This is a genomic window from Acinetobacter pengchengensis, from assembly GCF_982235305.1.
The window spans coordinates 574,994-595,835 of record NZ_CEVATJ010000001.1 but is presented as its reverse complement, the minus strand read 5'-3'; the positions used below and the strand labels follow the sequence as shown (position 1 = coordinate 595,835).

Below are 20,842 nucleotides of genomic sequence, written 5' to 3'. Positions count from 1 at the left end.
TACTGTCAAAACAAATCTGCAAAAGCCCGACATACTGCAAACAGGATTGACCAGAGTGAAATAAAATAAAATGAATGCACTTGTCCAATATCATGCTACGCCCATAGTACGCACCAATCTCGATTTTAAATTAGCCGATGTGCCGCGTTACTGGTTTGCAGGTGATCCGTTTCTGACCCGCATGTTTGACGCTTTAAGCCTGACTTTTCCTGATGGTGAGCGTTATTTCATTCAATCGGTACGTTTGTTCCGCGATCAAATTCAAGACCCTGACTTAAAACAGCGTGTTGCCGATTTTATTCGACAAGAAGCCCAGCACGGCATTGCACACGACAAAATGAATCAGATCATGAAAGATCAAGGCATGCCTGTAGATCAGTTTATTCAGCGTCTAAACAAAGTGTTTAAGTTTGAACTGAAATATCGCTCACCCCAATACAATATCGCCATGACAGCGGCTGCGGAACATTTAACTGCACTCATGGCAGAAACTTTTTATGGCGAAAAAGAAACGCTACAAGATGCACATCCGTATGTCCGCGCCTTATTTGCATGGCATGCGATTGAAGAAATGGAACATCGTGATGTGGCGTTTGATGTGATGCAGCAGGTAGGTAATGTGCCTGAAGTGACCCGAAAAATGGCATTGGTATTTACCACAGGCTTAATGTTTGGGTTTACCCTTTACCGCGCCAATGTCATGCTGAAATGCGATGGCTTTAATCGCACCCAACGCCTCAAAATGAATGTACGTGGCTTGCAATGGCTATTTGGCAAACAAGGAAAATTACGCAAAATGCAATCACAATATCGTGATTGGTTTAAACCTGACTTTCACCCTAGCCAACATCCAATTATTGCACAATATGATGTCTGGCTTGACACTTTAGCGCAAACAGGCGACCCAATTCAGGCGGGAGAAGCATTTTGGCAGGCAGGAAAATAAAGCTTTTTATTTTGCTTGGTTTTTAATTAATAAATACCTCAGCATTGCCTTATGCCCTACTTTATATAGAGCTATTAGATATCTTTCATAAATCAAGAAATGATCGTTATATTCATATTTAAATGAATAATAAAACTTTCTTCTCTTGCGCCATATATGGTTGAGGATCAGATATATACCGCAGGAGGTAGTGCGAAGCAATGCTGAGTCATTTCTCATTTATTTTTTATTTATAAATGATCAATACCGTTTTGGCGCAAGAGATCGCTATTACTGTGATAGCGCCACCTCTTACGCAGAAAAAGGTTTTAGTCCTGATTCATAATAAAAAAGTATTGGCGATAATATTTCAGCTCGGCAATCGAATCACGAATATCATCCATCGCCAAATGTGACGCATTCTTTTTCAAACCGCTCATAATTTCTGGACGCCAGCGCTTTGCTAACTCTTTCACTGATGAAACATCCAAATTACGATAATGGAAATATTGTTCCATTTCAGGCATTAAACGGTGTAAAAAACGGCGGTCTTGGCAAATCGAGTTGCCACACATTGGCGATGTTTTCGGATTGACCCATTTTTTCAGAAACTCGATAGTTTGCTGTTCTGCATCCTGCGCAGTGAGTTTGCTGCGACGCACACGCTCAATTAAGCCCGATTGTCTATGCTGACGTGTATTCCACTCATCCATAGCATTTAAAATACGATCGGGTTGATGCACAGCCAGCACAGGACCTTCTGCCAAAATATTTAAATGATCATCGGTCACAATGGTAGCCACTTCAATAATTTGGTCGTTGTCGGTATCCAAACCTGTCATTTCCAAATCAATCCAAATGAGGCGAGTATCAGGCGTGCTGCTCATAAATGTGCAATCTTATTCGGCTTAAAAACAACATAGTAGCAAATTTCTTGCTTCTTGGCTGTAACTGTGCCCCCGCTTCATGCTATTTTTGCCATCCTGAGTTCATGGTTTTTTAGGATATGAATGGCTTTAATTCGTAAGCGTCGATTGACTGAACAACAGCAACGTCGAATTGAAAAACAACACAAGTCACGTCAGACAGACATTGACACTTCACATGATTTAGAAGGCTTGGTGGTACAACACTATGGCCGTCAATTAGAAGTACAGGCTTTATCTGTCCCTGAAATTCATCCTGAAAAGCCGATAGTCCTAGCAGGCGATCCAGAGCCTTTTTGGAAACCTATTGAAATGGGCAGTGTTTGGCGCTGTCACACCCGTACCAATTTAGAATTATTGGTCACAGGAGATCGGGTCAAATGGCAGGCCGATCCAAATACAGGTTTGGGAATTATTACCGCGATTCATCCACGTCAATCGTTACTGACCCGACCAGATCGCTATCATAAGGTTAAACCTGTTGCCGCTAATATCAGTTTGATTGTGATAGTTTTTTCGCCTCTACCTGAACCTGCACCAGGCTTGATTGACCGCTATTTAGTTGCCTGTGCAGATGCTGATATTCCAGCCTTATTGGTCTTAAACAAATCTGATTTACTCAAAGAAAACGACCCGATTTTAGACTTACTCAAGGAATATCAAGACTTGGGCTATGAAGTCATGCAAACCCAGTCCGATGCGAATTTAGAGCATTTAGCGGCACGTTTAGCAGGTGAAACGGTAGCTTTTGTCGGGCAATCGGGCGTGGGTAAAAGCTCGCTGATTAATGCTATCGTGCCTGAAGCGGCACAAAAGACCAATATCATTTCGGAAAACTCGGCACTTGGGCAACACACAACGACCTCTACCCGCTTGATTGGCTTTGGAAATGGTGCTGCCTTAATTGACTCACCGGGGATTCGTGAATTTGGTTTGTGGCATTTAAGTGCAGATAAAATTCAGCACGGTTTTCCTGAAATTGAAAATTTGCTGGGACATTGCCAATTCCGTAACTGTACCCATAAACACGAAAAGCAATGTGCGTTGCGACAGGCAGCCGCACAGGGTGAAATTTTGCCGCGTCGTTTAGACAGTTATTTAAGACTCTGTGATGAAATTGCCGAAGCGCAACAAAAAAATTAATTTTATTATGGCGCCGCCCTTGAAGCGGTGTTTTTGATCGCCATATTTATGCAATCAATTAAATCTGTAGATTATTGTTTTTGTTGGGTTTATTTACATGAGTTAAAATTTTAACCTCCAATTTAACCTCCATTCGTGTTCTGTACCCCCTATTTTTGAGCAATAAATTATTTTTTTCGCTCCCATCATTTGATTGAAGCGGAATAGAGTATTTAAAGCTGCTCCTCTATTTAGTGGCTCAGGTATGGTCATCTTGACCAATGGGGGGGTAATCCTATGTTCAGGCTATTTGTAGCAGTAAACCGCCCGAATAATTGCATTGTAGTTCTATTGGGATTTTAAGCCTTAAAACCACAGTTGCATCCATCCCTCGCGTGCGCGCGCGTAGTTGTTGCGAAACACAACGCAATTTTGCGCCGTCATACTGTTAGTAAATGTTAGTTTTGCGGACTGCTTTAAAAGAGAAAACCTGATAAAACATGAGATTCAGAACGGCGTAAATCCTAAGTAATCCTAAGTTCAAAACCTCACAAAACCTCACATTTGGAACGCCGTAGCAGTTAACAAGAAGTTAACTTTTTAACAAAAACAGAATTTTTTTTATACGTGCGATTGGCTGCGGTCTAGGTTTTGAATCATGGTACAGCTATTCACCATCCCCCCACTGGTTAGCCAACGCAATTTTGCGCTCACCTTAGAAAACAATAATTTATTGATAGAACAATCAACACTTGCACTCTATAAAAAGAGATGCAAGCCTGCTGCTATCGTATCTGTAAGGGTGAAGCACTGTGCAAGTCCTGTTTAATCCCATGATGGTTTTAAACCATGTCTATTCATAAAGGCATGAAAGTTTGCAATGCAATATTGCTCTGACTTTCGTTCTAGTTCGTCATGCCTCTGCACCAATCTGTTATAGGTTGAATGGTGCATCCCTTTAGGCTTCAACTTATGCCACGACTTCATGAATGCGGTGTCGTACTGCCAGTTAAGTTTATTCCTGATTTTATACATGCCGACTCGGGTGCTTTCTAGTTTGCAACTCTGCTGTGTGCTGTAGTTCAGTTTGTGGCAAGTTCTACAGAAAAACATTGAATTGCGTAGGTATAGCTTTGCAACTCGCTTAAAACACTTAGGGCAATTAAACCAATATCGCTTTCCACCGTAGTTGCATGGTGTGGTGACAACATCCACTAAATAGCGGTGCTGCTGCTCGTTGCATGTGTAGCTTAATTCTAAACCGCCGTTATCGTAGTGATATGTTATAGATGAAAATACTTCTTGAGAGTCGCCTTTTCGCCATGCCCATGAGTTACTTCCTCCACCATCAAATACCTTATATCGAGCCATGACTCGGCTGTCCAAGTTTAAACAATCTTCAATTTGACCGTGTGTTTTTTCCATTGATAACCTCGCTTTAATTGATAGGTATTAAATCAGGCTCAATGCCTTATGTACTCTGTGTTTTAGTCATTTTACAGTGTTTCTCAATATGAAATTTCACTAATGATTTAGGTTGGCAATCATGGTCTAGGTTTTGATGGGATGGGTTTCTCTCAAAATAGAGGTAAACCATAAGGGGGTGTAATCACTCCATTTATGCTTTTGAGAAACAAACCCTATGAAAGAAGCGTTTTTTGTCTAATTAGACTGCACCGATCTAAAGCTCGTTTTTGGTATAAAAGCAGTATTTGCGAAACAATCCTATGAAAGAGATACTTTTTGCAAAACTCACCCTATGAAAGAAGCGTTTTTTTGAATATTTTTGCTTTGAATGCGATTTAAGAAACAAACCCTTTGAAAGAGATATTTTGTCTAATTAGTCTTTGCCGATCTAATGCGGTCTAAGATGCCCAGTTATCAAGTAATACTTGAATACTGAATTACAGCCAAAAAAAACCCATACTGGGGAGTATGGGCAAAACTAAAAACTACAGCGATTTTTCTACATCAATTATAAAACAGTTTACTGCTCACTTGCTTTACCGTTGGTCGGAAAGTGAAGTGCATCACAGCAATTGCAGAACATCGGCTTTTATCTCTGTGACTTCCCGATCTGCACCGCTTTGGTCTTTCCACTTCCTTGTACGCAAGCTGCCCTCAATATAAACCTTGCTGCCTTTCTTGAGGTACTTACTAGCAATCTCGGCTAATCGGTTGTTGGTGCTGATTCTGTGCCATTCTGTAGCCTCTTTGCGCTCTCCAGTGGTCTTGTCTTTCCAGTGGTCAGTAGTCGCCACGCTAAAATTGGTAACGCTACCGCCGTTAGGAAAATTCTTAGTTTCAGGGTCACGACCTAACACACCCATCACGATTGCTTTGTTCACGTTTGGCATTGTTCAATTCTCAAATATCTAATTTGTCATAAATTTAAAAATAAGTTTTTCTAGTCTAGGAATCAGGCTATTTTGGCTAAAGTCGCTGTAAGCCTTGCCACGTATAGCTTTTATCTTAGCCTATGGCTTGGCTAAAGTTGGCTAAAAAGGCTAAGATTTAATATCTATCTGCATCATTTTAGCCTTTTTAGCCTTTCTTAGCCTTTGGGTTGGCTAGAGTGAAAGTGTTAGTGCATAAGGGTTTCAGGCATTTTAGCCTTTTTAGCCCACTTTTGAGAAAAGGGGATTTAAAACCACATATTCCTTTTTCCCGATTTGCTCAATATGGATATACTCAGCATCAATTAAGTGACTGAGTGCAGCATCACGGTTGTTTTTACTGCGTAGGTGCTTTGGATAAACAGTAGTTGAAATGGCTGATTTCAATATCTTTGATGAATCTTGCTTTTTCAACCATTCCAGCATCAGTTCGCTGTCTGACTTTTCCGCCTTGCCGTAGTAGCGCAGCCACTCATCTAAAGAGTATTTGCAAAGGTCTATAGCGTTTTGCATGATGCGAGCGTCAATATAATCAACCTCCGAGCAATACGCTAAAATTGCAGCTACTCGCAAAACATACTGATTAGTGCGTAAAGCATAGGCTCTGATAAATTCATACTTTCCACCCTTGCCAACTTCTTGACCGATATGGTTCTGATACTGAATGTGTAACCTCTCAGCATCTTGGCATTTTGTAATTATCACTCTGCCATCGTCACCAACAAAAAGTTTATTGCCAAAATACGGAGTGGTTAGCATCTTCTCGCAGAACTTCCAGTATGCTTTTAAATCCTCATCATCGTATGGTTTGATGCTCTGCTGCTCCAATGTCACTTGACGGTGCTGGAGTGGGGTAGGTGCTGCAAATAAAACTCTAGCTAAAAAACCTTGCTCACGTAGTAGGGAGTTGGTTAGGGCTGGTCTTGCGACAACATCCTGTACAGCAATATCTAGGGAAAAATATTTATTCTCAAAAAAATGGCTATCCTCCGCATTTCTTAAAAGTGCATTTCCCTTGCCAGTATCAACTAGGTCATTTAAAACGCTAATTGATTCGCCTACAGTGTCGCTTTTTAATGAGTAGCCACTAAAGAGATAGCCACCCTCGCCAGTTGCCCATATATAACTATTGCCAGCGCCGTCTGCCATCATTCTGATAATGGCTTGTGTCGTGGTTTTCTTGAATCTCGACATGGGGTTCACTGGAGCGTCCCCACGTTCATCTGACTTCTTTTTACTCCAGCTTTTATAATCTGCGTAAAACCGATTCATATTTTCAGATTCGATTTTCTCGCTGATTTTTGAAGCATCACTTTTGCAAACGTCTTTACCCTCTCCCGATGGAAAAATAGTAAGCATGAATAGGCTGCATGGCTGCCCTTTTTCTGACTTGTCGCTGGGTGCTTTGATGTGTCTTTGCGCTATATATGCTTGTTCACCTAAATATGTTTGTGCTGCTACTGCTAACGGTACATTGTGGAAATGAGCGGATTTCTTAATAGCTTTTGCAATAACATCAGGGAAAGCATGAATAGGATATTCACCCTCAACATATTGGTTCGCAATGTGTAAAAGTTGCGGCTCTTTCCATTCACGATCTGATTTGCTGTTGTCATACTCACTAACCAAGCCCATTGCAGATAGCGCATGATTGACTGCCTGCAATGCCTCTGCTGCTGATTTTCCACCATGTTCTAATAGTGCAAAACCATCGCCAGCAATCGCTTCGCCTGTACCCTGTGAGCAGATAAACGAGCCGTCACCGTTCTGATTATCGAATCTAAACCGATCTACACCGCCACACATAGGGCATGTAACATGCTCATGCGGTGCTGTTGCTGTAAATGGGTAGCCAATACGGTTTAGAATCTCCTCCCAACGCCCACGCGCTAATAATTTAGCCTGTTTAAAATCTAGGTTATAATGTGTTTGTTGTGTTTGTCTTGCTTGTGGTTTTTCTGCCTGTGCCTTTGGTTTTGCCACCTCAGGCATGGGTAGCGATTCAATCCATGCAATCAAGTCCGCAGCATCTCGCCATTCATCAGAATGTACCACTTGCGTCATAAATGCCTCACCCTTGCGGTGATAGAAGCCAGTTAGCCGCATAACTCGCGGTAAATCGTGAATAGCTTTATCTGCACCATCATCAGCAAAGTGATAAATCAATCGCTTTTGTAGTTCAGTAAATTGATTAAGTGGAATCTCGTTATTTTCGGCAATAATCCAGTAAGCATGGTGCTTGCCTGCGGAACTCTCAATAATCAAGTTGGGTGGAATGCCATCCATATTCATCAGCCGATCTAATCGCGCATGGTCTACTGTGTCAAAATCCACCCATAGCGCACGAACACGCGTTACATTGTCGCTTGTACGCCCTTGTAGGTCGGTTTGATTGACCGTAACGAATACGCCTGCACCTTGACCATTCAGCCGCGCTAAGGTGTCAAAATGAGCCTCTAGCGAGCCATGACAGATATGGGCAAGGCTTTTGGTTTTCTCTGCATCAGCAAAGGTTTGAAAGGTAAATTCACCGCCAGCATCCAGCATGTTTAACATGCGCTCTGCTTCTTTCATGCTTGGGGTGAATAGGTTGGGTTTTGCATTCATACTTCACCCCCTTTTAAGTTCTCCCACTCTTTTTTATATTGTTCTGACATTTCTACATGGTAGCTATGACGCTCCTCTGCTAGGTAGCTGTACATCTCCAGTGCGGTTTTTAGTTCATCGAAGTGACATGAGTGTATGCCTTGCTGCTGTAAGTCCACACTTAACTTGATGAAGTCACGGCGCACTCGGTTTAGTGCGCTTTGCATCCAGTTCATGTCATACGCAGCCAACGACTGAATGTCGTGCATGTCGCCTGCATCGTATTTTTTAGGTGTATTTGTAGAATTGATTTGATTAGGCATGAGAATTGCCTCCTAAGACAGTTTGAGTTTTGAGAAGTTTCACCAATATAAAACTGGTGATGGGATTCACTCTCGAGGTCTTAGACTCGCCCCACATATTCGCCATTGCTGACTTATTTTGTGATGTCATCCCATCATAGATGGATTGCAGCCTTGTTGGCGTAGCTGAAACGCTTGCGCTTGTTTTCTGCACAGCTTGAGAGGCTTTGCAAAACTTGGGCACAAAAAAATCACTTTTACGATGTGAGGAATCGCTAAGACTATTTGAGAGGTCTACAGCATATGCGGAACGGCTTAGACTTGCAATAACAAAGCAAAACAAAACAAAGCACATGCCTAAAAGTAGTCCTTTAAACATTTCAAAAAATAGCTCTTTCATGCTGCTACCTCTGCCAACTTGTCAAACAACGTCTTTAAGCTGCCGTAGTGAAATGCAACAACGTCCACCGCATCGGGGTTTTTCATCAGTTTTTCATGAGCCGCCAAAATCTCTAGCTCTGCACCATCCACCGCATCAAGTTCCACAAATACCATCGCATCATCATTCACGATTAAATGCGCTTCGGTTTCTGTGTCATTCATTGGTCGGTATGAAGCCAGTACAAAATCTTTCATGCTTCCACCTCCCGAAGTTCATAACGTGCATGGCTGCCAGTAGTTCGGCTGTTCCTTTCGTGGTGGGTCACAATGTCGTAGCCTGCTTTGCGTAAACGCTCGATATTCGCGCTTAGGCGGTAGTAGTTATACAAACGTACAGCTTCGGCGGCGGTAATGCTTCTACCGCTTTTGAGGTGGTTTAGGATGGTTTGATCTTGAGTAGTTTTGTTCATGTTAAGCCTCCAATACAGCAATGTCGGCTTGTTCTTCAATCCACGCCTCGACCTCTGACATGCGCCACACAGTGACGTTGCTTGAGAGTTTTAAAGGCTTCGGAAATTTCCCCTCACGCACCCAAGTCCATATTGTTTTTTCGGTCACTGGTAACAGTCCGATGCGCTCAGGCTTGGCATTAACTTTGCGCTTCATGCCTGCATTTTCGCCTGTCTTGATGGTGTAGATTTTTTCGGGGGTAGATGGTGCGCTCGCTAATTGCTTAATACGAGCGTATTTTTCATGTGCTGACATATTGCACCCTTGCAAGTTGTAAAGCGTTATTGCTTGGGTGAAGTATGTTTTTGTTTTTTATTGTTTTGTTCTAATTAGAATTACTAGCACTCTAGTTAGAATTTACTTTGTGTTTTCATGAGCTAGTTTTAGCCAGTCACCTATAACATCCTTGCTAAGTGGTGTACCTAGTCGTTCAAGCGTAGCCATGATTTCTTTATTAGAATCTCCATATGGTTGAGTAATATCCAGTTTATTTAATTCACATAAAGCACTAATAATTTTTGAGGCATTATTCGCTGTTCTAGGATGTAAAACATCCACTTCTTTTGTATTTTTTTCTTTTTGGAATAGTTTTTTGATTAGACTATCAATGTCAGATTTCAAAAATCCCTGCTGGAAAATCTCATCATTATAAACCCTGCCAAATAAGTCTTTTTCTTTATCAGCCTTGTAATAAAACAAATTATCACTAATAAAAAATCTGCTTTCGGTTGGTACACAACTATCATAAAAACCATCTTGGTAGTTTTTTATTTCTGCTTGAACAAGCCCTTTGATGCTAAGCGAACTATCTAAAAAATCATAAATACCACTTTTAATAGAAAGCATATTTTCTTCATGAAATGCCAATCCACCACTAACATCATCTAAATATATTATTCTAGCTGCTTCTTTAATTTGAGTTAGTCTGTCTATAGCCTCTTTTTTATCCAGTAACTCTTTATATTCTTGCGTTTCCTTAACAAGTTCTGAGGCTTTAATAAAGGCATTTGCCCAAGTTAAAGGTAAATCACTACTGTATTCATCAGAAAGATTATTTACGCAAAAGTTATAAGCTAGTGTTTTTTGCTGCTCACTAAAGCTCTTTTGGGCAAAAATGGTATTATCCTCTAATTTTTTAAATTTATTTTGAAGCCTATGGTGCTCTTTAAGTTGATTGTACTCATCAGCACTTATAAAAAAGCCCTTGATGGCGTTAAATTCGGTAATCGCTTTATATTTAATAGGGATTTCATTTTCCAGACAGTAAATTAAGAAAGTTCTTCTATCTATATCTAAATTGGTTTGTTTATTAAAATAAGATATAGCCTGCTGTTTATTCAGAAATTCTAAATTCAAAATCAATGCCTCCCACAGCACCCCCCAAAAGTAGCTAGGTAAACAAGTTGGGTACTTGCTTGTCGGATGCCTCCTATACCTAGCAATCTAAATATATCAAATAATCATGTAATAGAAAGTTATTGAACGTCCTAGCTTGTCGCTTACACTGTCTTTTTAAATAAAATAATGTCGGGGTCATCCTCTTTGTGTAGGTGGTCTGCCAGTTCTTCAATGTCGGGGTTGTAATAGGTATTAATTAAAATACCAATGGTTTTATGACCTGTGATTTTTGCCAGTACCTCTACTGAGAGTTTTGCATTTTTAACCATCCGTGAAATGGCTTCATGTCGGGTGTCGTGGAAAGTTAAGTCATTAATTTTTAATTCACGCTTCACGACCTGATTAAAAATTGTAGATAAGCCGTTTCCGCCCACTTCGCCCTTTGCGACTAGGTTTTTCACAGTACAAACATCGGTTTCATGTATCCCTCGCATATAGCTTAGAAGCTCAATAGCTCGCTTAGATAAAGGGACTTTTCTAGCTGTACCGTTCTTTGTGATTTCTAGTTCAACATGCCTGTCGTAAACGTCCGCCCACTTTAGGTTAGTTATCTCGCTTGCTCGCATCGCCGTTTCAATTGCAAAGAGAAATACCCATGCGGTCTGCTGTTTTTTGGTGACTGGTTGAGAGATACCATCATATTTGAATGCGTCTAGGATTCTATCAATCTCATCTTGGGATATGCGTCTGTTTCTACTAGGTGACTGCTTCGGCTTTGCTACATCGTGCAATGGGGATTCGGTCATAATCCTTAGTTCCTGACGTGCGTATTTGAACACAGCACCCAGTAAGCCTAAGTCACGAGCTACTGTTGCGCCCTTAACCTTTTTCAACCGTTCATCCCTAAATTGAATCATATCTAGCTGCCCCAGTTGGTTTACTGGTTTTTTCATCAATCGGGGAAATGATTTTATATAACCATTTAATACAGTGACCTCTACAGCTCCACCCCTTTTGTGTGGTGTGACCTTTTCCATATAAAGCCGTATCAGGTCTGCAAAACTCATCTCAGATAAATCTTTAATTTTTTCCTGTCGTTTTTGCTCAGTCGGATTAATGCCCTCAGATATTTGTTTTTTTATCTCATCACGTCTTAAACGAGCATCTTTAGCATTCAGCACCTTTGGATATTCGCCCAGTGTGATTGTGCTTTTCTTTCCATCAAGCGTGTAAAGCACTTTCCAAGTCTTGCGACCTGTCGGAGATACAAATAAATACAATAACTCACTGTCATGTATTTTCTGTGTTTTTGACGTTGGCTTGATAGCATCAATCTGCAATTTAGACAGCATGGGCGACCTCACGACATTTCTTTAATTTTCATAGCATTAGAGAGGTTTAATATTTTATGGCAATCAATTTTTTTTAACCTCCAATTTAACCTCCGCTTGGGTGGTTTTGTTAGTCTATTGCATGTTGTTGACGTTCACAACAAAGTTACCTAAAACCTTTTAAGATAAAGGCTTAGAGTTGTGGCATGTGATAGTTGGTTTTTGTTAGAATACTGCTATATTTATACGCTATACTCTTGAACAATTTTGACATTGTAATTAGGTGACTTGTGGAACGTTGGTTCGAATTTATGGGAAATCATCCCTTCTTATTTGGGACGCTGGCAGTATTGGTGGTGTTGTTTTTTGTGTTAGAAGGTCAACGCAATGGTCGCAAAATTTCCCCACAATCTTTAGGTATTTTAGTCAAAGCTAAAAATGCAATGTTGATTGATTTACGTGATGCCAAAGATTTCCGTGAAGGCCATATCAGTGGTAGCCGCAATATTCCCTATAGCCAAATTACCAAGCATGTTGAAGAGTTAAAAACCTCAGATCGTCCATTGGTCTTTATCTGTAACTTGGGTCAGGTTGCAGGCAGTGCTTTACAACAGGTCGCACATACCGATGCCTATCGTTTAGATGGCGGTATTAGCAACTGGAAAGCACAAGGTTTACCTTTAGTAAAAAGCAAATAGTTTTACCCAATATTTTTCGCAAGGAGAACAATCATGGCTGAAGTCACTATTTATTCAACGACTGTATGTCCATACTGCATTCGTGCAAAACAACTCCTTGAGCGTAAAGGCGTTGCCTATAAAGAAATTAATTTGTCGAATGAAGCGCCTGAAGTACGTGTTGAATTAATGCAACGTACCAATCATCGTACCGTTCCACAAATTTTCATCAATGACCAATTTATTGGCGGCTTTGACCAATTATATGCGTTAGATCGCGAAGGCAAGCTTGATCAATTATTGGCATAAACATAACACGATAACCAACTCTTAAGGATTTAATATGAGTGAAGAACAACAAGCTCAACCACAATTGGCTTTAGAGCGTATTTATACTAAAGACATTTCTTTTGAAGTTCCTGGGGCACAAGTATTTACCAAAGAATGGCAGCCTGAATTGAACATCAACCTGTCATCTTCAGCAGAAAAAATTGATCCAACCCACTTTGAAGTGGCATTAAAAGTTGTAGTTCAAGCCAACAACGCGGGCGATACGGCATTTATTGTTGATGTGACCCAAGCTGGTATTTTCTTAATTGATGGCGTTGAAGAGGAGCGTTTACCATACATTCTTGGCGCATACTGCCCGAACATTTTGTTCCCATTCTTGCGTGAAGCTGTAAATGATATGGTTACCAAAGGCAGCTTCCCGCAATTATTGCTCACCCCAATCAACTTCGATGCAGAGTTTGAAGCCAATATGCAACGTGCTCAAGCTGCTGCAGCCGAAGGCCAAGCTTAATTTACGCTGTATTTAAGCTAAAAAACCGCTGAAATTTCAGCGGTTTTTTTTATGTCACTAACTTATGGATATACGATAAAGGTTAAAACTCATCATCCTGTGATGGGTCACGATACAAGGCATCATGAATTGCTTCGACCAATTGCTGCGCAATTTCCTGTTTCGAGGCTTTTTCCAAATCGCGTTTTTCCATACGGTAACTTTCGGCAAAAAATACGGTCATGGCATTTTCATCGGAAGCAAAACCAATATCGGCACGAGAAACGTCATTGCAAGCGATCATATCCAATTTTTTCGCCACCAATTTGCCTGCTGCATATTGTTCTACATTGCGAGTTTCTGCGGCAAAGCCGACCATAAACGGACGTTTTTTCTGCTGAGCAATAGTCGCAACAATATCTGGGTTTTTGACCAAGGCCACATTCAGCTCATCGCCTGATTTTTTAATTTTGTGTTCCGCAATTTCTGCCACACGGTAATCCGCCACTGCGGCTGTCGCGATGAAAATATCACAACCTTGTTCTAGCATTTGCAAACTGGTATCTAGCATTTGAATTGCAGAAGACACATTAATTCGCTGTACCCCATTAGGTGTATCTAAACTGACTGGACCTGCAATAAGCGTTACTTTTGCCCCTGCCGCATAACAAGCTGCAGCCAAAGAAAAACCCATTTTGCCTGTACTGTGGTTAGAAATATAACGCACAGGGTCTAAAGCTTCGCGGGTTGGACCTGCCGTAATGGTGACATTTTTACCGGCCAACATACCAAATTTTTCCACCAAAGCACGCTGCGCCTGATGAAAATACTGCGTCACCTGAAGCGCCAAATCTTCAGGTTCTGGCATACGCCCTAAACCAACATCTCCACAGGCTTGTTCGCCCGCATCGGGCATAATTACGTGCACGCCATCTTCCACCAAAGTGGTTAAGTTACGCTGTGTGGCTTTGGCTGCCCACATTTGCTGATTCATGGCAGGTGCAACCCAAACTGGTGCATTGGTGGCTAAATATAAAGTACTGAGCAAATCATCGGCCAGACCTGCAGCAAATTTGGCTAAGGTGTCGCAACTGGCGGGCGCAACCAAAATTAAATCGGCCCAACGTGCCAATTCAATATGCCCCATACCTGCTTCGGCTTCGGTATCTAATAATTCGGTATGTACTGGATTGCCCGACAGTGCTTGAAAAGTCAGCGGTGTAATAAAAGCTTGTGCCCCCTTGGTCATGACCACGCGAACACTAAACCCTGCGTCCTTTAAACGACGCACTAAAATCGCACTTTTATAGGCCGCAATGCCGCCTGTCACAGCTAAAATAATGTTTTTATGAGGGATGACGCTTAAATCGAAGCTCACAAATAAGCCACCTTTTTGTTGCAGTGGCGCTCACAATAGCATTAAATAATGTCATTCCCAAGAGATCTGCTTGGATTAAAGTTTCCAATTTAGAATAAAAAAGTCAAATAACAATGCATTTATCTATTAAACATTGGCCTGAACAAGAACGGCCACGTGAACGTCTGATTCAAAATGGTGCTGGCAGTTTATCAGATGCCGAACTGTTGGCTATTTTCTTGCGCTCAGGCTCACAGCAACATTCTGCAGTAGAGTTAGCACGACTGCTGATTCAACATTTTGGCAACTTAACCACCTTGTTGGATGCTCCAATCGCAGAACTATGTCAGTTTCACGGCATGGGCAGCAGTAAATACTCGCAACTCATGGCAGTCAAAGAACTTGGACGGCGCTATGTAGCCGAACATTTAAAACAAGATGCGCTTGAGCTTAGCAATTCCAAACGTCTGATGGAGTATTTGCGTTTTGAACTTTTGGGTGAAACACGTGAGGTATTTGCAGTACTTTGCCTTGATGCCTGTTTACGCAAAATCAGCTTTAAAAAGTTATTTTATGGTGCAGTAAATTCGTGTGAAATTTCTATTAATCAATTGCTACGTTTTGCGATTAGCCAACATGCAACGGCGATTGTGATTGCACACAATCATCCTTTCGGATTGCCACATCCTTCCCCTGCAGATTTAGTCCTGACGCAGCAGATTCAGCAAGCCTGTCAGTTGCTAGAGCTGCGTTTGATTGATCACTGCATCATCTCAAGTGAAGGTAATTTTTCCTTTGCCGAACAACAACTGCTTAAATTTGAGCACACTTAAAATTTGTATATTGACAAAGCCCGCACAAGCACAGAAGATCATCAAAAAATTGTGATGATTCTAATAAAATGATAGTCGATCAACCCAGTGTATTTAACTTACTATTTTCTTGGCGGGGCACGATTTTACCGAAGATCTTGCCGCCTTTGGGCGTGGTGATGCTCATCTCCACAATTATTGGTGGTTTGTCTTATATTGGCTATTTTCATTTTCCAGAATTGCCTTTGGTTGGCTTTACTTTAATTGGGGTGGTGTTGTCGATTTTTTTAGGCTTTAAAAACTCTGCCTGTTATGACCGTTGGTGGGAAGCACGTAAACTTTGGGGCTTGCTGATTGCCACCGCGCGCCACTTTGACCGCGACTGTCGTATCCTCAGTCAGGCACGACGTGAACGCGTCATTCAACACGTGATTGTATTCGCCAATGTCTTGCGTGACCGACTTCGTCATCAAACCGCCAATCCAACCGAGTTAATTCAAACCAGTGGCATGAGTCAGCAAGCGATTACCCAACTGTATCAACAAGCGAACGCACCGCAATACACGCTGAGCTTGATTCAATGGGAGTTGATGCAAGCACTCAAAGAGGGCGAAATTTCCGATATTATTTACACACAAATGAATCAATACGTCACAGAGCTGAGTTTGGTTCTCACGGGTTGTGACCGTATTGCCACCACCCCACTGCCATTTGCTTATTCGGTATTACTAAATCGTACCGTGTACTTTTTCTGTTTTATGCTACCATTTAGTTTAGGGTCTACGCTTGGATTGGCAACTCCGCTTTTGGTTGGTATTTTAGCTTATACTTTTTTAGGTCTGGATGCGCTCAGTTCAGAAATTGAAGAACCTTTTGGCACACAAAGCAATGACTTACCTTTAGATGCGATGGTGCGTACCATTGAAATTGAATTATTGGGCACGCTGGGCAAACCAACGCCACCACCGATTCAGGCACAGGACAATAATTTACTTTAGACCCTTTTCCCAACCTTCTCTCAGAGGGAGAAGGCGTTTTTATCTTTTCTAAATTTTAAAAATGGATATCGCCTCTCCTTCCAGGAGAGGTCAAACAAAACTCTCCCAAATCCCGATTTGACCTTCTTTTACCCGCGGAATATTGCCTAATTTAATCCACGGCATATTTTCACCATGAAAATCACTGCCAACAGATACTTTTAGACCATGTCCAGCAATCAAGCGATCCACCATTTGACGGGTCGATGCAGGGTCAATATTAGGTGGCAACTCCACTGCATCGCCCCCATATTTGGCAAAAATTTCAATCAAATAACGAATATTAGTCGCAGATAAATCATAACGGGTGGGATGCGCCAACACAGCAAAACCCTGACTGTCATGTATTACCCGAATCGTATCTTCCAAACTCAGACCATCAAATTTCACATAAGCCTTTTTGCCTTCTTTGATGTATTTATCAAATGCTTGCTGCACTCGCGTTACAATACCTTTTTCCTGTAAAGTTTTGGCAATGTGGGTACGGGTAATCCGATCTGCCACGCCTTCGACTTTAAGCAGCACATCGTTATAAATATCTTGCCCAATCAGCGGAGTGAGTAAATCACAAATTTGTTTGGCACGTTCTGCACGAATTTGTTTTTGCTGTTCAAGCAGCGCCTGTAAAGGTGCAGGATTTTGCATATTTAACGCCACCACATGCACGCTGTAGCTTTTTTGAGTGGCAGGACGTGACCATTGGCTGGAAATTTCCACACCCGAAATAATCTCTAAAGCCTGCCCCTGTGCGGCTTGTCGTGCCAACGCCACACCATCCATGCTGTCATGATCAGTCAATGCCAAGGTATGAATGCCCTGTTGAATGGCTGCCGCCACCAGTTCTGCGGGTGACAAAGTTCCATCAGAAATATTACTGTGTGTATGTAAATCTACGCCGTGCATCACTTATACTATGTCATTTATTTGATCAGATTTAGATACTCTAACATGAAAGCACTTTTAGACTTTGTGCCCCTCATTATTTTCTTTTATTTATACAAAACTGTAGATCCAAAAGACACTAATCATCAATTACTACAACTCATCGGCTCTGCAGGCGGTGTCGATAATAACCATATTTTGGTAGCCACCACAGGGCTGATCATCTCAATGCTGGTGGTGTACGGCGCATTGTTCATCATGCAAAAATTCCGTTTAGATAAACAACAGTGGATTGTGTTGTTTATGACTGTAATTTTTGGTGGCGTTACCTTAATGTTAAGCGATGATTTTTATATTCGCCTGAAAGCTGCCATTTTAAACATTGTATTTGCAGGTGCTTTTTTGCTGTCACCATGGTTTAGCAAAGACCGTAAACCACTGATTCAACGCTTATTTGGCCCTGTGTTCAACTTAACCGAAGCTGGCTGGAAAAACTTGAATTATGCTTGGGCAGCCATGTTTGCAGTCATGTCTTTCCTACACGTATTTTTTGCATTTTTATTTATGGATGGAAAATATTGGGGTGAATTCACCGCTTTTGGTGACATGATTGTGATGTTTTCCTTTATCATTGTGCAGTTTATTGTATTGCGCAAATACTTTAAAACATCTGAATAATTTCTGATCTGCGATATTCGAGAGTAACTATGCCTTTATTTGTTCTGAGTTGTACTGACCGTGAAGGTACACTGGAAAAACGTCTTGCGACCCGTCCTGCACATCTTGCACGTTTGCAACAACTCGATGCCGAAGGTCGCTTAATTGTGGCGGGGGCAATGCCAAAAGACCCAAGCAATCCACAAGCAGGCTTTTATGGCAGCACCATGATTGTCGATTTTGACAGTCGTGAAGCACTCGATGCTTGGCTACAAGATGAACCTTTCTTAAAAGAAGGCGTATATAGCCACATTGACGTTAAGCCATTCAATAAAGCATTCCCTCAAGGATAAGCGCTATGCGTTTCGTTGTTGCCAGTGTTGTTGCTGTTCTACTCAGTTCACCTGTTTATGCAGTTGAGCCAGCCACAACCACACCTACTGCACCTGCTCCTGCTGCTGTGACCAACACGGCAGCGGCAGCAACAGCCAATGGGGTTACTCCCGCACAGGATAAACCCCTAACTGCAGAGCAAATTGCCAAAAATAAAACTCTTCAGGAAGCCAAAACCAAAGCATTAATTAAAGACCAAAGCACACGTTTGCAACAACTTGAACAAGCGAACCTCGATGCTTTGGCACAGAATCAGGAACTGCAACTTAAAAACGATAATTTAGGCGTGCAAGTTCAAGTACTGCAAAGTGAACGCAGTGCGCAAATGTTTTTATACGGTGCTGCAACACTCGCGGTTGGCGTATTGCTCGGCTTCTTAATTGCCAGCTACGTCTATACCAAACGTCGCCGCCAATGGTAAGGTGAGCCCTCACCTCTTAATTTAAGGTACTCTGGATTTGTTTCAGCCTATTCAAACTGCCGAGCTGGATTGGCAACTGGTCGATGGCATTGATGTGCCCATTTCCAAACAGTTTGGTGATGTGTATTTCTCTAAAGACAATGGCCTGCTCGAAACGCGGCATGTGTTTTTACAGGGCAACGACTTACCCACCCGCTTGGCAGCACTCAACGATTTTGAATATTTTTGCGTAGGTGAAACAGGCTTTGGAACAGGCTTAAATATTTTAGCGCTGTGGCAATTGTGGCAACAGGTACGTCCTAATAATCACAGTCACTTGCAGGCCATTTCTGTAGAAAAATTTCCACTCCGCAAAGCCGATCTAATTCGTGCCTTAGCCGCTTGGCCCGAACTCAGTCATCTGTCTGAACAGCTGATTCAGCAATACCCTGCCGCTATTGCAGGCTGTCATCGTTTAAACTTTCCAGATGAACGCTTTAGCCTCGATTTATGGCTAGGCGATGCTCAGGAGGTTTTTCCTGTCATTCCCAAAACTGCTCCTGTCAATGCTTGGTTTTTAGATGGCTTTGCCCCCTCCTGTAACCCAGATATGTGGCAGGAAACCGTACTCAACCCGATTGTAGCGCTGTCCGATTACGGCACGACCTTTGCCTCTTTTAGTGTGGCAGGCGTACTCAAACGTGGCTTAAAACAACACGGTATTCACATCACCCGCCCACGCGGTTTTGGACACAAACGGGAAATGCTGAAAGCTATCTGGCAAGTACCTGAAATAGCGTCAATCTCCGATCAGAACAAAACTCAAACTGCAACAAATACCACAACAAGCAACCAACAGCGCCATATTGCGATCATAGGCGCAGGCATTGCGGGTTTAAGCTGCGCTTGGGCATTTGCTCAACGAGGGCATCAAGTCACGCTATACGATCAAACAGCACCACTTGCAGGCGGTTCTGGCAATCCTTTGGCGCTCTTAAATCCCAAACTTTGCCCAATTCATCAAAGTGCCGACCATTTAATGACCTTGGCATGGCAATATGCTTTAAATCACTATGCCACATTCAAGGCATTTCGTCCGTTGCAGATTCACCAACTGGCACTGAAACATGCCGATGAATTGTTGGATTTAGCCGCACAATATCCAAAAGGTATTTTAGCAGCACAGCATGCAACCGAACTCACGCCACAAAGTGACTTTGCCAGTTTGAATTTATTACAAGCAGGTGCAGTTTCTCCGCATCAACTGCGTGATGAAATTCTTACGCATCCGCACATTCAGTTTCAACAAGCACAAATTAAACAAATCACCCCGACAGCACAGCAACTGATCTTACACAGCGTAGATGCTGAACTTGGAACATTTGATCATGTCATCGTCTGTGCTGCACTGCAAAGTGGTGCTTTTTTTGAGTATTACCCTGTGCTTAAACCTATTCGTGGGCAAGTCAGCTGGGTAAATAATGCCGATCAGGCTTTGCCATTATCACAAGCCTATAGTTATGGCGGCTATTGCATGCAGCTCAATGCCGATCAACTGATTTTAGGTGCATCGTTTTATCCAAATCGGGAAGATTGTGACGTCTTGGCAGAAGACCATGTGCATAACTACGAACTTATCCACAATGTCTTTCCTGCGTATGCGGAAAACTTAGCACCTATAGATACTTGGCAAGGTCGTGCTTCGCTACGCGCCCAAAGTCAGGACTATTTTCCCTTGCTTGGCAAAATGCGTGATGATCAGGAAATTTACAGCTTTGCAGGACTTGGTTCTAAAGGCTTTTTATTTGCTCCGTTGTGCAGTGAAATACTGGCAGCACAAGTTTTAGCAGAAGCATGCCCTGTACCTAAAAATTTACTACAAAAACTGGCAGCTACACGCTTTCAGAAAAAGAGGAAAACCAAAAAACCTTATTTTAAAGCGCTTCCACCTTCAACCTGACGCTTACTTATAGCGGACTACAATAAAAAGATACCCAACAAAAAAGCGCCTTGCGGCGCTTTCTTCATA

24 protein-coding genes are annotated in these 20,842 nt (G+C 42.0%); 11 read left to right on the top strand and 13 right to left on the bottom strand.

Annotated features, from left to right (window positions below):
* Nucleotides 1–70: 70 nt before the first annotated feature.
* A complete protein-coding gene (locus AC0T5Z_RS02895; RefSeq protein WP_435337243.1) occupies nucleotides 71–946 on the top strand; it encodes a metal-dependent hydrolase in 876 nt (291 codons plus the stop codon).
* 308 nt (nucleotides 947–1,254) lie between these two features.
* On the opposite strand, the gene orn is transcribed toward AC0T5Z_RS02895, so the two are convergent.
* Nucleotides 1,255–1,812 (bottom strand): oligoribonuclease, encoded by a 558-nt coding sequence (gene orn / locus AC0T5Z_RS02890; protein WP_291338794.1) that lies wholly within the window; start codon nucleotides 1,810–1,812, stop codon nucleotides 1,255–1,257.
* Between the two features lie 123 nt (nucleotides 1,813–1,935).
* Between orn and rsgA the strand changes: the two genes are divergently transcribed.
* Nucleotides 1,936–2,994: a small ribosomal subunit biogenesis GTPase RsgA gene (gene rsgA, locus AC0T5Z_RS02885; RefSeq protein WP_291338793.1), complete on the top strand. Its 1,059-nt coding sequence runs from the start codon at nucleotides 1,936–1,938 to the stop codon at nucleotides 2,992–2,994.
* A gap of 804 nt (nucleotides 2,995–3,798) precedes the next feature.
* On the opposite strand, the gene AC0T5Z_RS02880 is transcribed toward rsgA, so the two are convergent.
* The 10 genes from AC0T5Z_RS02880 to AC0T5Z_RS02835 form a co-directional block, all read right to left on the bottom strand.
* Nucleotides 3,799–4,398, bottom strand: a complete 600-nt coding sequence (locus AC0T5Z_RS02880; protein ID WP_435337244.1) for a hypothetical protein — start codon at nucleotides 4,396–4,398, stop codon at nucleotides 3,799–3,801.
* Nucleotides 4,399–5,003: 605 nt separating this feature from the next.
* Nucleotides 5,004–5,330, bottom strand: a complete 327-nt coding sequence (gene ssb, locus AC0T5Z_RS02875) for a single-stranded DNA-binding protein (protein WP_019837965.1) — start codon at nucleotides 5,328–5,330, stop codon at nucleotides 5,004–5,006.
* Between the two features lie 261 nt (nucleotides 5,331–5,591).
* Nucleotides 5,592–7,976 (bottom strand): DUF3987 domain-containing protein, encoded by a 2,385-nt coding sequence (locus AC0T5Z_RS02870; protein ID WP_435337245.1) that lies wholly within the window; start codon nucleotides 7,974–7,976, stop codon nucleotides 5,592–5,594.
* Nucleotides 7,973–8,278, bottom strand: a complete 306-nt coding sequence (locus AC0T5Z_RS02865; RefSeq protein ID WP_435337246.1) for a hypothetical protein — start codon at nucleotides 8,276–8,278, stop codon at nucleotides 7,973–7,975. Before AC0T5Z_RS02865 ends, AC0T5Z_RS02870 begins: the two co-directional genes overlap by 4 nt.
* Complete coding sequence (locus tag AC0T5Z_RS02860) at nucleotides 8,271–8,657, bottom strand: hypothetical protein (RefSeq protein WP_435337247.1); 387 nt, start codon at nucleotides 8,655–8,657, stop codon at nucleotides 8,271–8,273. Before AC0T5Z_RS02860 ends, AC0T5Z_RS02865 begins: the two co-directional genes overlap by 8 nt.
* Nucleotides 8,654–8,893, bottom strand: coding sequence for a hypothetical protein (locus AC0T5Z_RS02855; protein WP_435337248.1), 240 nt, complete (start codon nucleotides 8,891–8,893; stop codon nucleotides 8,654–8,656). The genes AC0T5Z_RS02860 and AC0T5Z_RS02855 overlap by 4 nt, the downstream gene beginning before the upstream one ends.
* Complete coding sequence (locus AC0T5Z_RS02850; protein ID WP_435337249.1) at nucleotides 8,890–9,108, bottom strand: helix-turn-helix domain-containing protein; 219 nt, start codon at nucleotides 9,106–9,108, stop codon at nucleotides 8,890–8,892. Before AC0T5Z_RS02850 ends, AC0T5Z_RS02855 begins: the two co-directional genes overlap by 4 nt.
* Before the next feature lies 1 nt (nucleotide 9,109).
* Nucleotides 9,110–9,403, bottom strand: a complete 294-nt coding sequence (locus AC0T5Z_RS02845) for a helix-turn-helix transcriptional regulator (protein WP_435337250.1) — start codon at nucleotides 9,401–9,403, stop codon at nucleotides 9,110–9,112.
* Between the two features lie 102 nt (nucleotides 9,404–9,505).
* Entirely contained in the window at nucleotides 9,506–10,504 is a 999-nt protein-coding gene (locus tag AC0T5Z_RS02840) for a hypothetical protein (protein ID WP_435337251.1), read from the bottom strand.
* 143 nt (nucleotides 10,505–10,647) lie between these two features.
* Nucleotides 10,648–11,838: a tyrosine-type recombinase/integrase gene (locus tag AC0T5Z_RS02835; RefSeq protein ID WP_435337252.1), complete on the bottom strand. Its 1,191-nt coding sequence runs from the start codon at nucleotides 11,836–11,838 to the stop codon at nucleotides 10,648–10,650.
* Nucleotides 11,839–12,107: 269 nt separating this feature from the next.
* On the opposite strand from AC0T5Z_RS02835, the gene AC0T5Z_RS02830 reads away from it, so the two are divergent.
* The 3 genes from AC0T5Z_RS02830 to secB are packed head-to-tail and all read left to right on the top strand — an operon-like array spanning nucleotide 12,108 to nucleotide 13,296.
* Nucleotides 12,108–12,515, top strand: coding sequence for a rhodanese-like domain-containing protein (locus tag AC0T5Z_RS02830; protein WP_004976250.1), 408 nt, complete (start codon nucleotides 12,108–12,110; stop codon nucleotides 12,513–12,515).
* A gap of 33 nt (nucleotides 12,516–12,548) precedes the next feature.
* Nucleotides 12,549–12,803, top strand: a complete 255-nt coding sequence (grxC, locus tag AC0T5Z_RS02825; protein ID WP_004976247.1) for a glutaredoxin 3 — start codon at nucleotides 12,549–12,551, stop codon at nucleotides 12,801–12,803.
* Nucleotides 12,804–12,837: 34 nt separating this feature from the next.
* Complete coding sequence (gene secB / locus AC0T5Z_RS02820) at nucleotides 12,838–13,296, top strand: protein-export chaperone SecB (protein WP_004976246.1); 459 nt, start codon at nucleotides 12,838–12,840, stop codon at nucleotides 13,294–13,296.
* An 82-nt stretch (nucleotides 13,297–13,378) separates the two neighbouring features.
* On the opposite strand, the gene coaBC is transcribed toward secB, so the two are convergent.
* Nucleotides 13,379–14,653: a bifunctional phosphopantothenoylcysteine decarboxylase/phosphopantothenate--cysteine ligase CoaBC gene (coaBC, locus tag AC0T5Z_RS02815; RefSeq protein ID WP_019838026.1), complete on the bottom strand. Its 1,275-nt coding sequence runs from the start codon at nucleotides 14,651–14,653 to the stop codon at nucleotides 13,379–13,381.
* 113 nt (nucleotides 14,654–14,766) lie between these two features.
* Between coaBC and radC the strand changes: the two genes are divergently transcribed.
* On the top strand, nucleotides 14,767–15,465 hold the full coding sequence (gene radC, locus AC0T5Z_RS02810; protein WP_019838027.1) for a RadC family protein: 699 nt from the start codon (nucleotides 14,767–14,769) through the stop codon (nucleotides 15,463–15,465).
* Nucleotides 15,466–15,533: 68 nt separating this feature from the next.
* Nucleotides 15,534–16,442 (top strand): bestrophin family protein, encoded by a 909-nt coding sequence (locus AC0T5Z_RS02805; protein ID WP_019838028.1) that lies wholly within the window; start codon nucleotides 15,534–15,536, stop codon nucleotides 16,440–16,442.
* A gap of 90 nt (nucleotides 16,443–16,532) precedes the next feature.
* Here the strand turns inward: AC0T5Z_RS02805 and AC0T5Z_RS02800 are convergent, their stop codons facing one another.
* Nucleotides 16,533–17,384 (bottom strand): PHP domain-containing protein, encoded by an 852-nt coding sequence (locus AC0T5Z_RS02800; RefSeq protein ID WP_019838029.1) that lies wholly within the window; start codon nucleotides 17,382–17,384, stop codon nucleotides 16,533–16,535.
* Between the two features lie 45 nt (nucleotides 17,385–17,429).
* Between AC0T5Z_RS02800 and AC0T5Z_RS02795 the strand changes: the two genes are divergently transcribed.
* Genes AC0T5Z_RS02795 through mnmC form a run of 4 tightly spaced genes read left to right on the top strand, consistent with a single transcriptional unit; the run spans nucleotide 17,430 to nucleotide 20,773 of the window.
* A complete protein-coding gene (locus tag AC0T5Z_RS02795) occupies nucleotides 17,430–18,041 on the top strand; it encodes an inner membrane-spanning protein YciB (RefSeq protein WP_291338782.1) in 612 nt (203 codons plus the stop codon).
* Between the two features lie 29 nt (nucleotides 18,042–18,070).
* Nucleotides 18,071–18,373, top strand: coding sequence for a YciI family protein (locus AC0T5Z_RS02790; protein WP_004976238.1), 303 nt, complete (start codon nucleotides 18,071–18,073; stop codon nucleotides 18,371–18,373).
* Between the two features lie 5 nt (nucleotides 18,374–18,378).
* The gene (locus AC0T5Z_RS02785; RefSeq protein ID WP_291338781.1) at nucleotides 18,379–18,834 is read left to right on the top strand and encodes an SH3 domain-containing protein; all 456 of its coding nucleotides are present in this window, start codon (nucleotides 18,379–18,381) and stop codon (nucleotides 18,832–18,834) included.
* A 37-nt stretch (nucleotides 18,835–18,871) separates the two neighbouring features.
* A complete protein-coding gene (mnmC, locus tag AC0T5Z_RS02780) occupies nucleotides 18,872–20,773 on the top strand; it encodes a bifunctional tRNA (5-methylaminomethyl-2-thiouridine)(34)-methyltransferase MnmC2/FAD-dependent 5-carboxymethylaminomethyl-2-thiouridine(34) oxidoreductase MnmC1 (RefSeq protein WP_291338780.1) in 1,902 nt (633 codons plus the stop codon).
* The last annotated feature ends 69 nt before the right edge of the window (nucleotides 20,774–20,842 follow it).

Bases quoted from the DNA above. Each gene is read 5' to 3' on its own strand.
- AC0T5Z_RS02805 (WP_019838028.1), top strand. From the start codon at position 15,534: ATGATAGTCGATCAACCCAGTGTATTTAACTTACTATTTTCTTGGCGG.
- AC0T5Z_RS02835 (WP_435337252.1), bottom strand. From the start codon at position 11,838: ATGCTGTCTAAATTGCAGATTGATGCTATCAAGCCAACGTCAAAAACA.
- AC0T5Z_RS02855 (WP_435337248.1), bottom strand. From the start codon at position 8,893: ATGAAAGATTTTGTACTGGCTTCATACCGACCAATGAATGACACAGAA.
- AC0T5Z_RS02785 (WP_291338781.1), top strand. From the start codon at position 18,379: ATGCGTTTCGTTGTTGCCAGTGTTGTTGCTGTTCTACTCAGTTCACCT.
- ssb (WP_019837965.1), bottom strand. From the start codon at position 5,330: ATGCCAAACGTGAACAAAGCAATCGTGATGGGTGTGTTAGGTCGTGAC.
- AC0T5Z_RS02880 (WP_435337244.1), bottom strand. From the start codon at position 4,398: ATGGAAAAAACACACGGTCAAATTGAAGATTGTTTAAACTTGGACAGC.
- rsgA (WP_291338793.1), top strand. From the start codon at position 1,936: ATGGCTTTAATTCGTAAGCGTCGATTGACTGAACAACAGCAACGTCGA.
- AC0T5Z_RS02865 (WP_435337246.1), bottom strand. From the start codon at position 8,278: ATGCCTAATCAAATCAATTCTACAAATACACCTAAAAAATACGATGCA.
- AC0T5Z_RS02870 (WP_435337245.1), bottom strand. From the start codon at position 7,976: ATGAATGCAAAACCCAACCTATTCACCCCAAGCATGAAAGAAGCAGAG.
- secB (WP_004976246.1), top strand. From the start codon at position 12,838: ATGAGTGAAGAACAACAAGCTCAACCACAATTGGCTTTAGAGCGTATT.
- AC0T5Z_RS02895 (WP_435337243.1), top strand. From the start codon at position 71: ATGAATGCACTTGTCCAATATCATGCTACGCCCATAGTACGCACCAAT.
- AC0T5Z_RS02845 (WP_435337250.1), bottom strand. From the start codon at position 9,403: ATGTCAGCACATGAAAAATACGCTCGTATTAAGCAATTAGCGAGCGCA.
- AC0T5Z_RS02795 (WP_291338782.1), top strand. From the start codon at position 17,430: ATGAAAGCACTTTTAGACTTTGTGCCCCTCATTATTTTCTTTTATTTA.
- AC0T5Z_RS02850 (WP_435337249.1), bottom strand. From the start codon at position 9,108: ATGAACAAAACTACTCAAGATCAAACCATCCTAAACCACCTCAAAAGC.
- AC0T5Z_RS02800 (WP_019838029.1), bottom strand. From the start codon at position 17,384: ATGCACGGCGTAGATTTACATACACACAGTAATATTTCTGATGGAACT.
- radC (WP_019838027.1), top strand. From the start codon at position 14,767: ATGCATTTATCTATTAAACATTGGCCTGAACAAGAACGGCCACGTGAA.
- AC0T5Z_RS02790 (WP_004976238.1), top strand. From the start codon at position 18,071: ATGCCTTTATTTGTTCTGAGTTGTACTGACCGTGAAGGTACACTGGAA.
- AC0T5Z_RS02860 (WP_435337247.1), bottom strand. From the start codon at position 8,657: ATGAAAGAGCTATTTTTTGAAATGTTTAAAGGACTACTTTTAGGCATG.
- grxC (WP_004976247.1), top strand. From the start codon at position 12,549: ATGGCTGAAGTCACTATTTATTCAACGACTGTATGTCCATACTGCATT.
- orn (WP_291338794.1), bottom strand. From the start codon at position 1,812: ATGAGCAGCACGCCTGATACTCGCCTCATTTGGATTGATTTGGAAATG.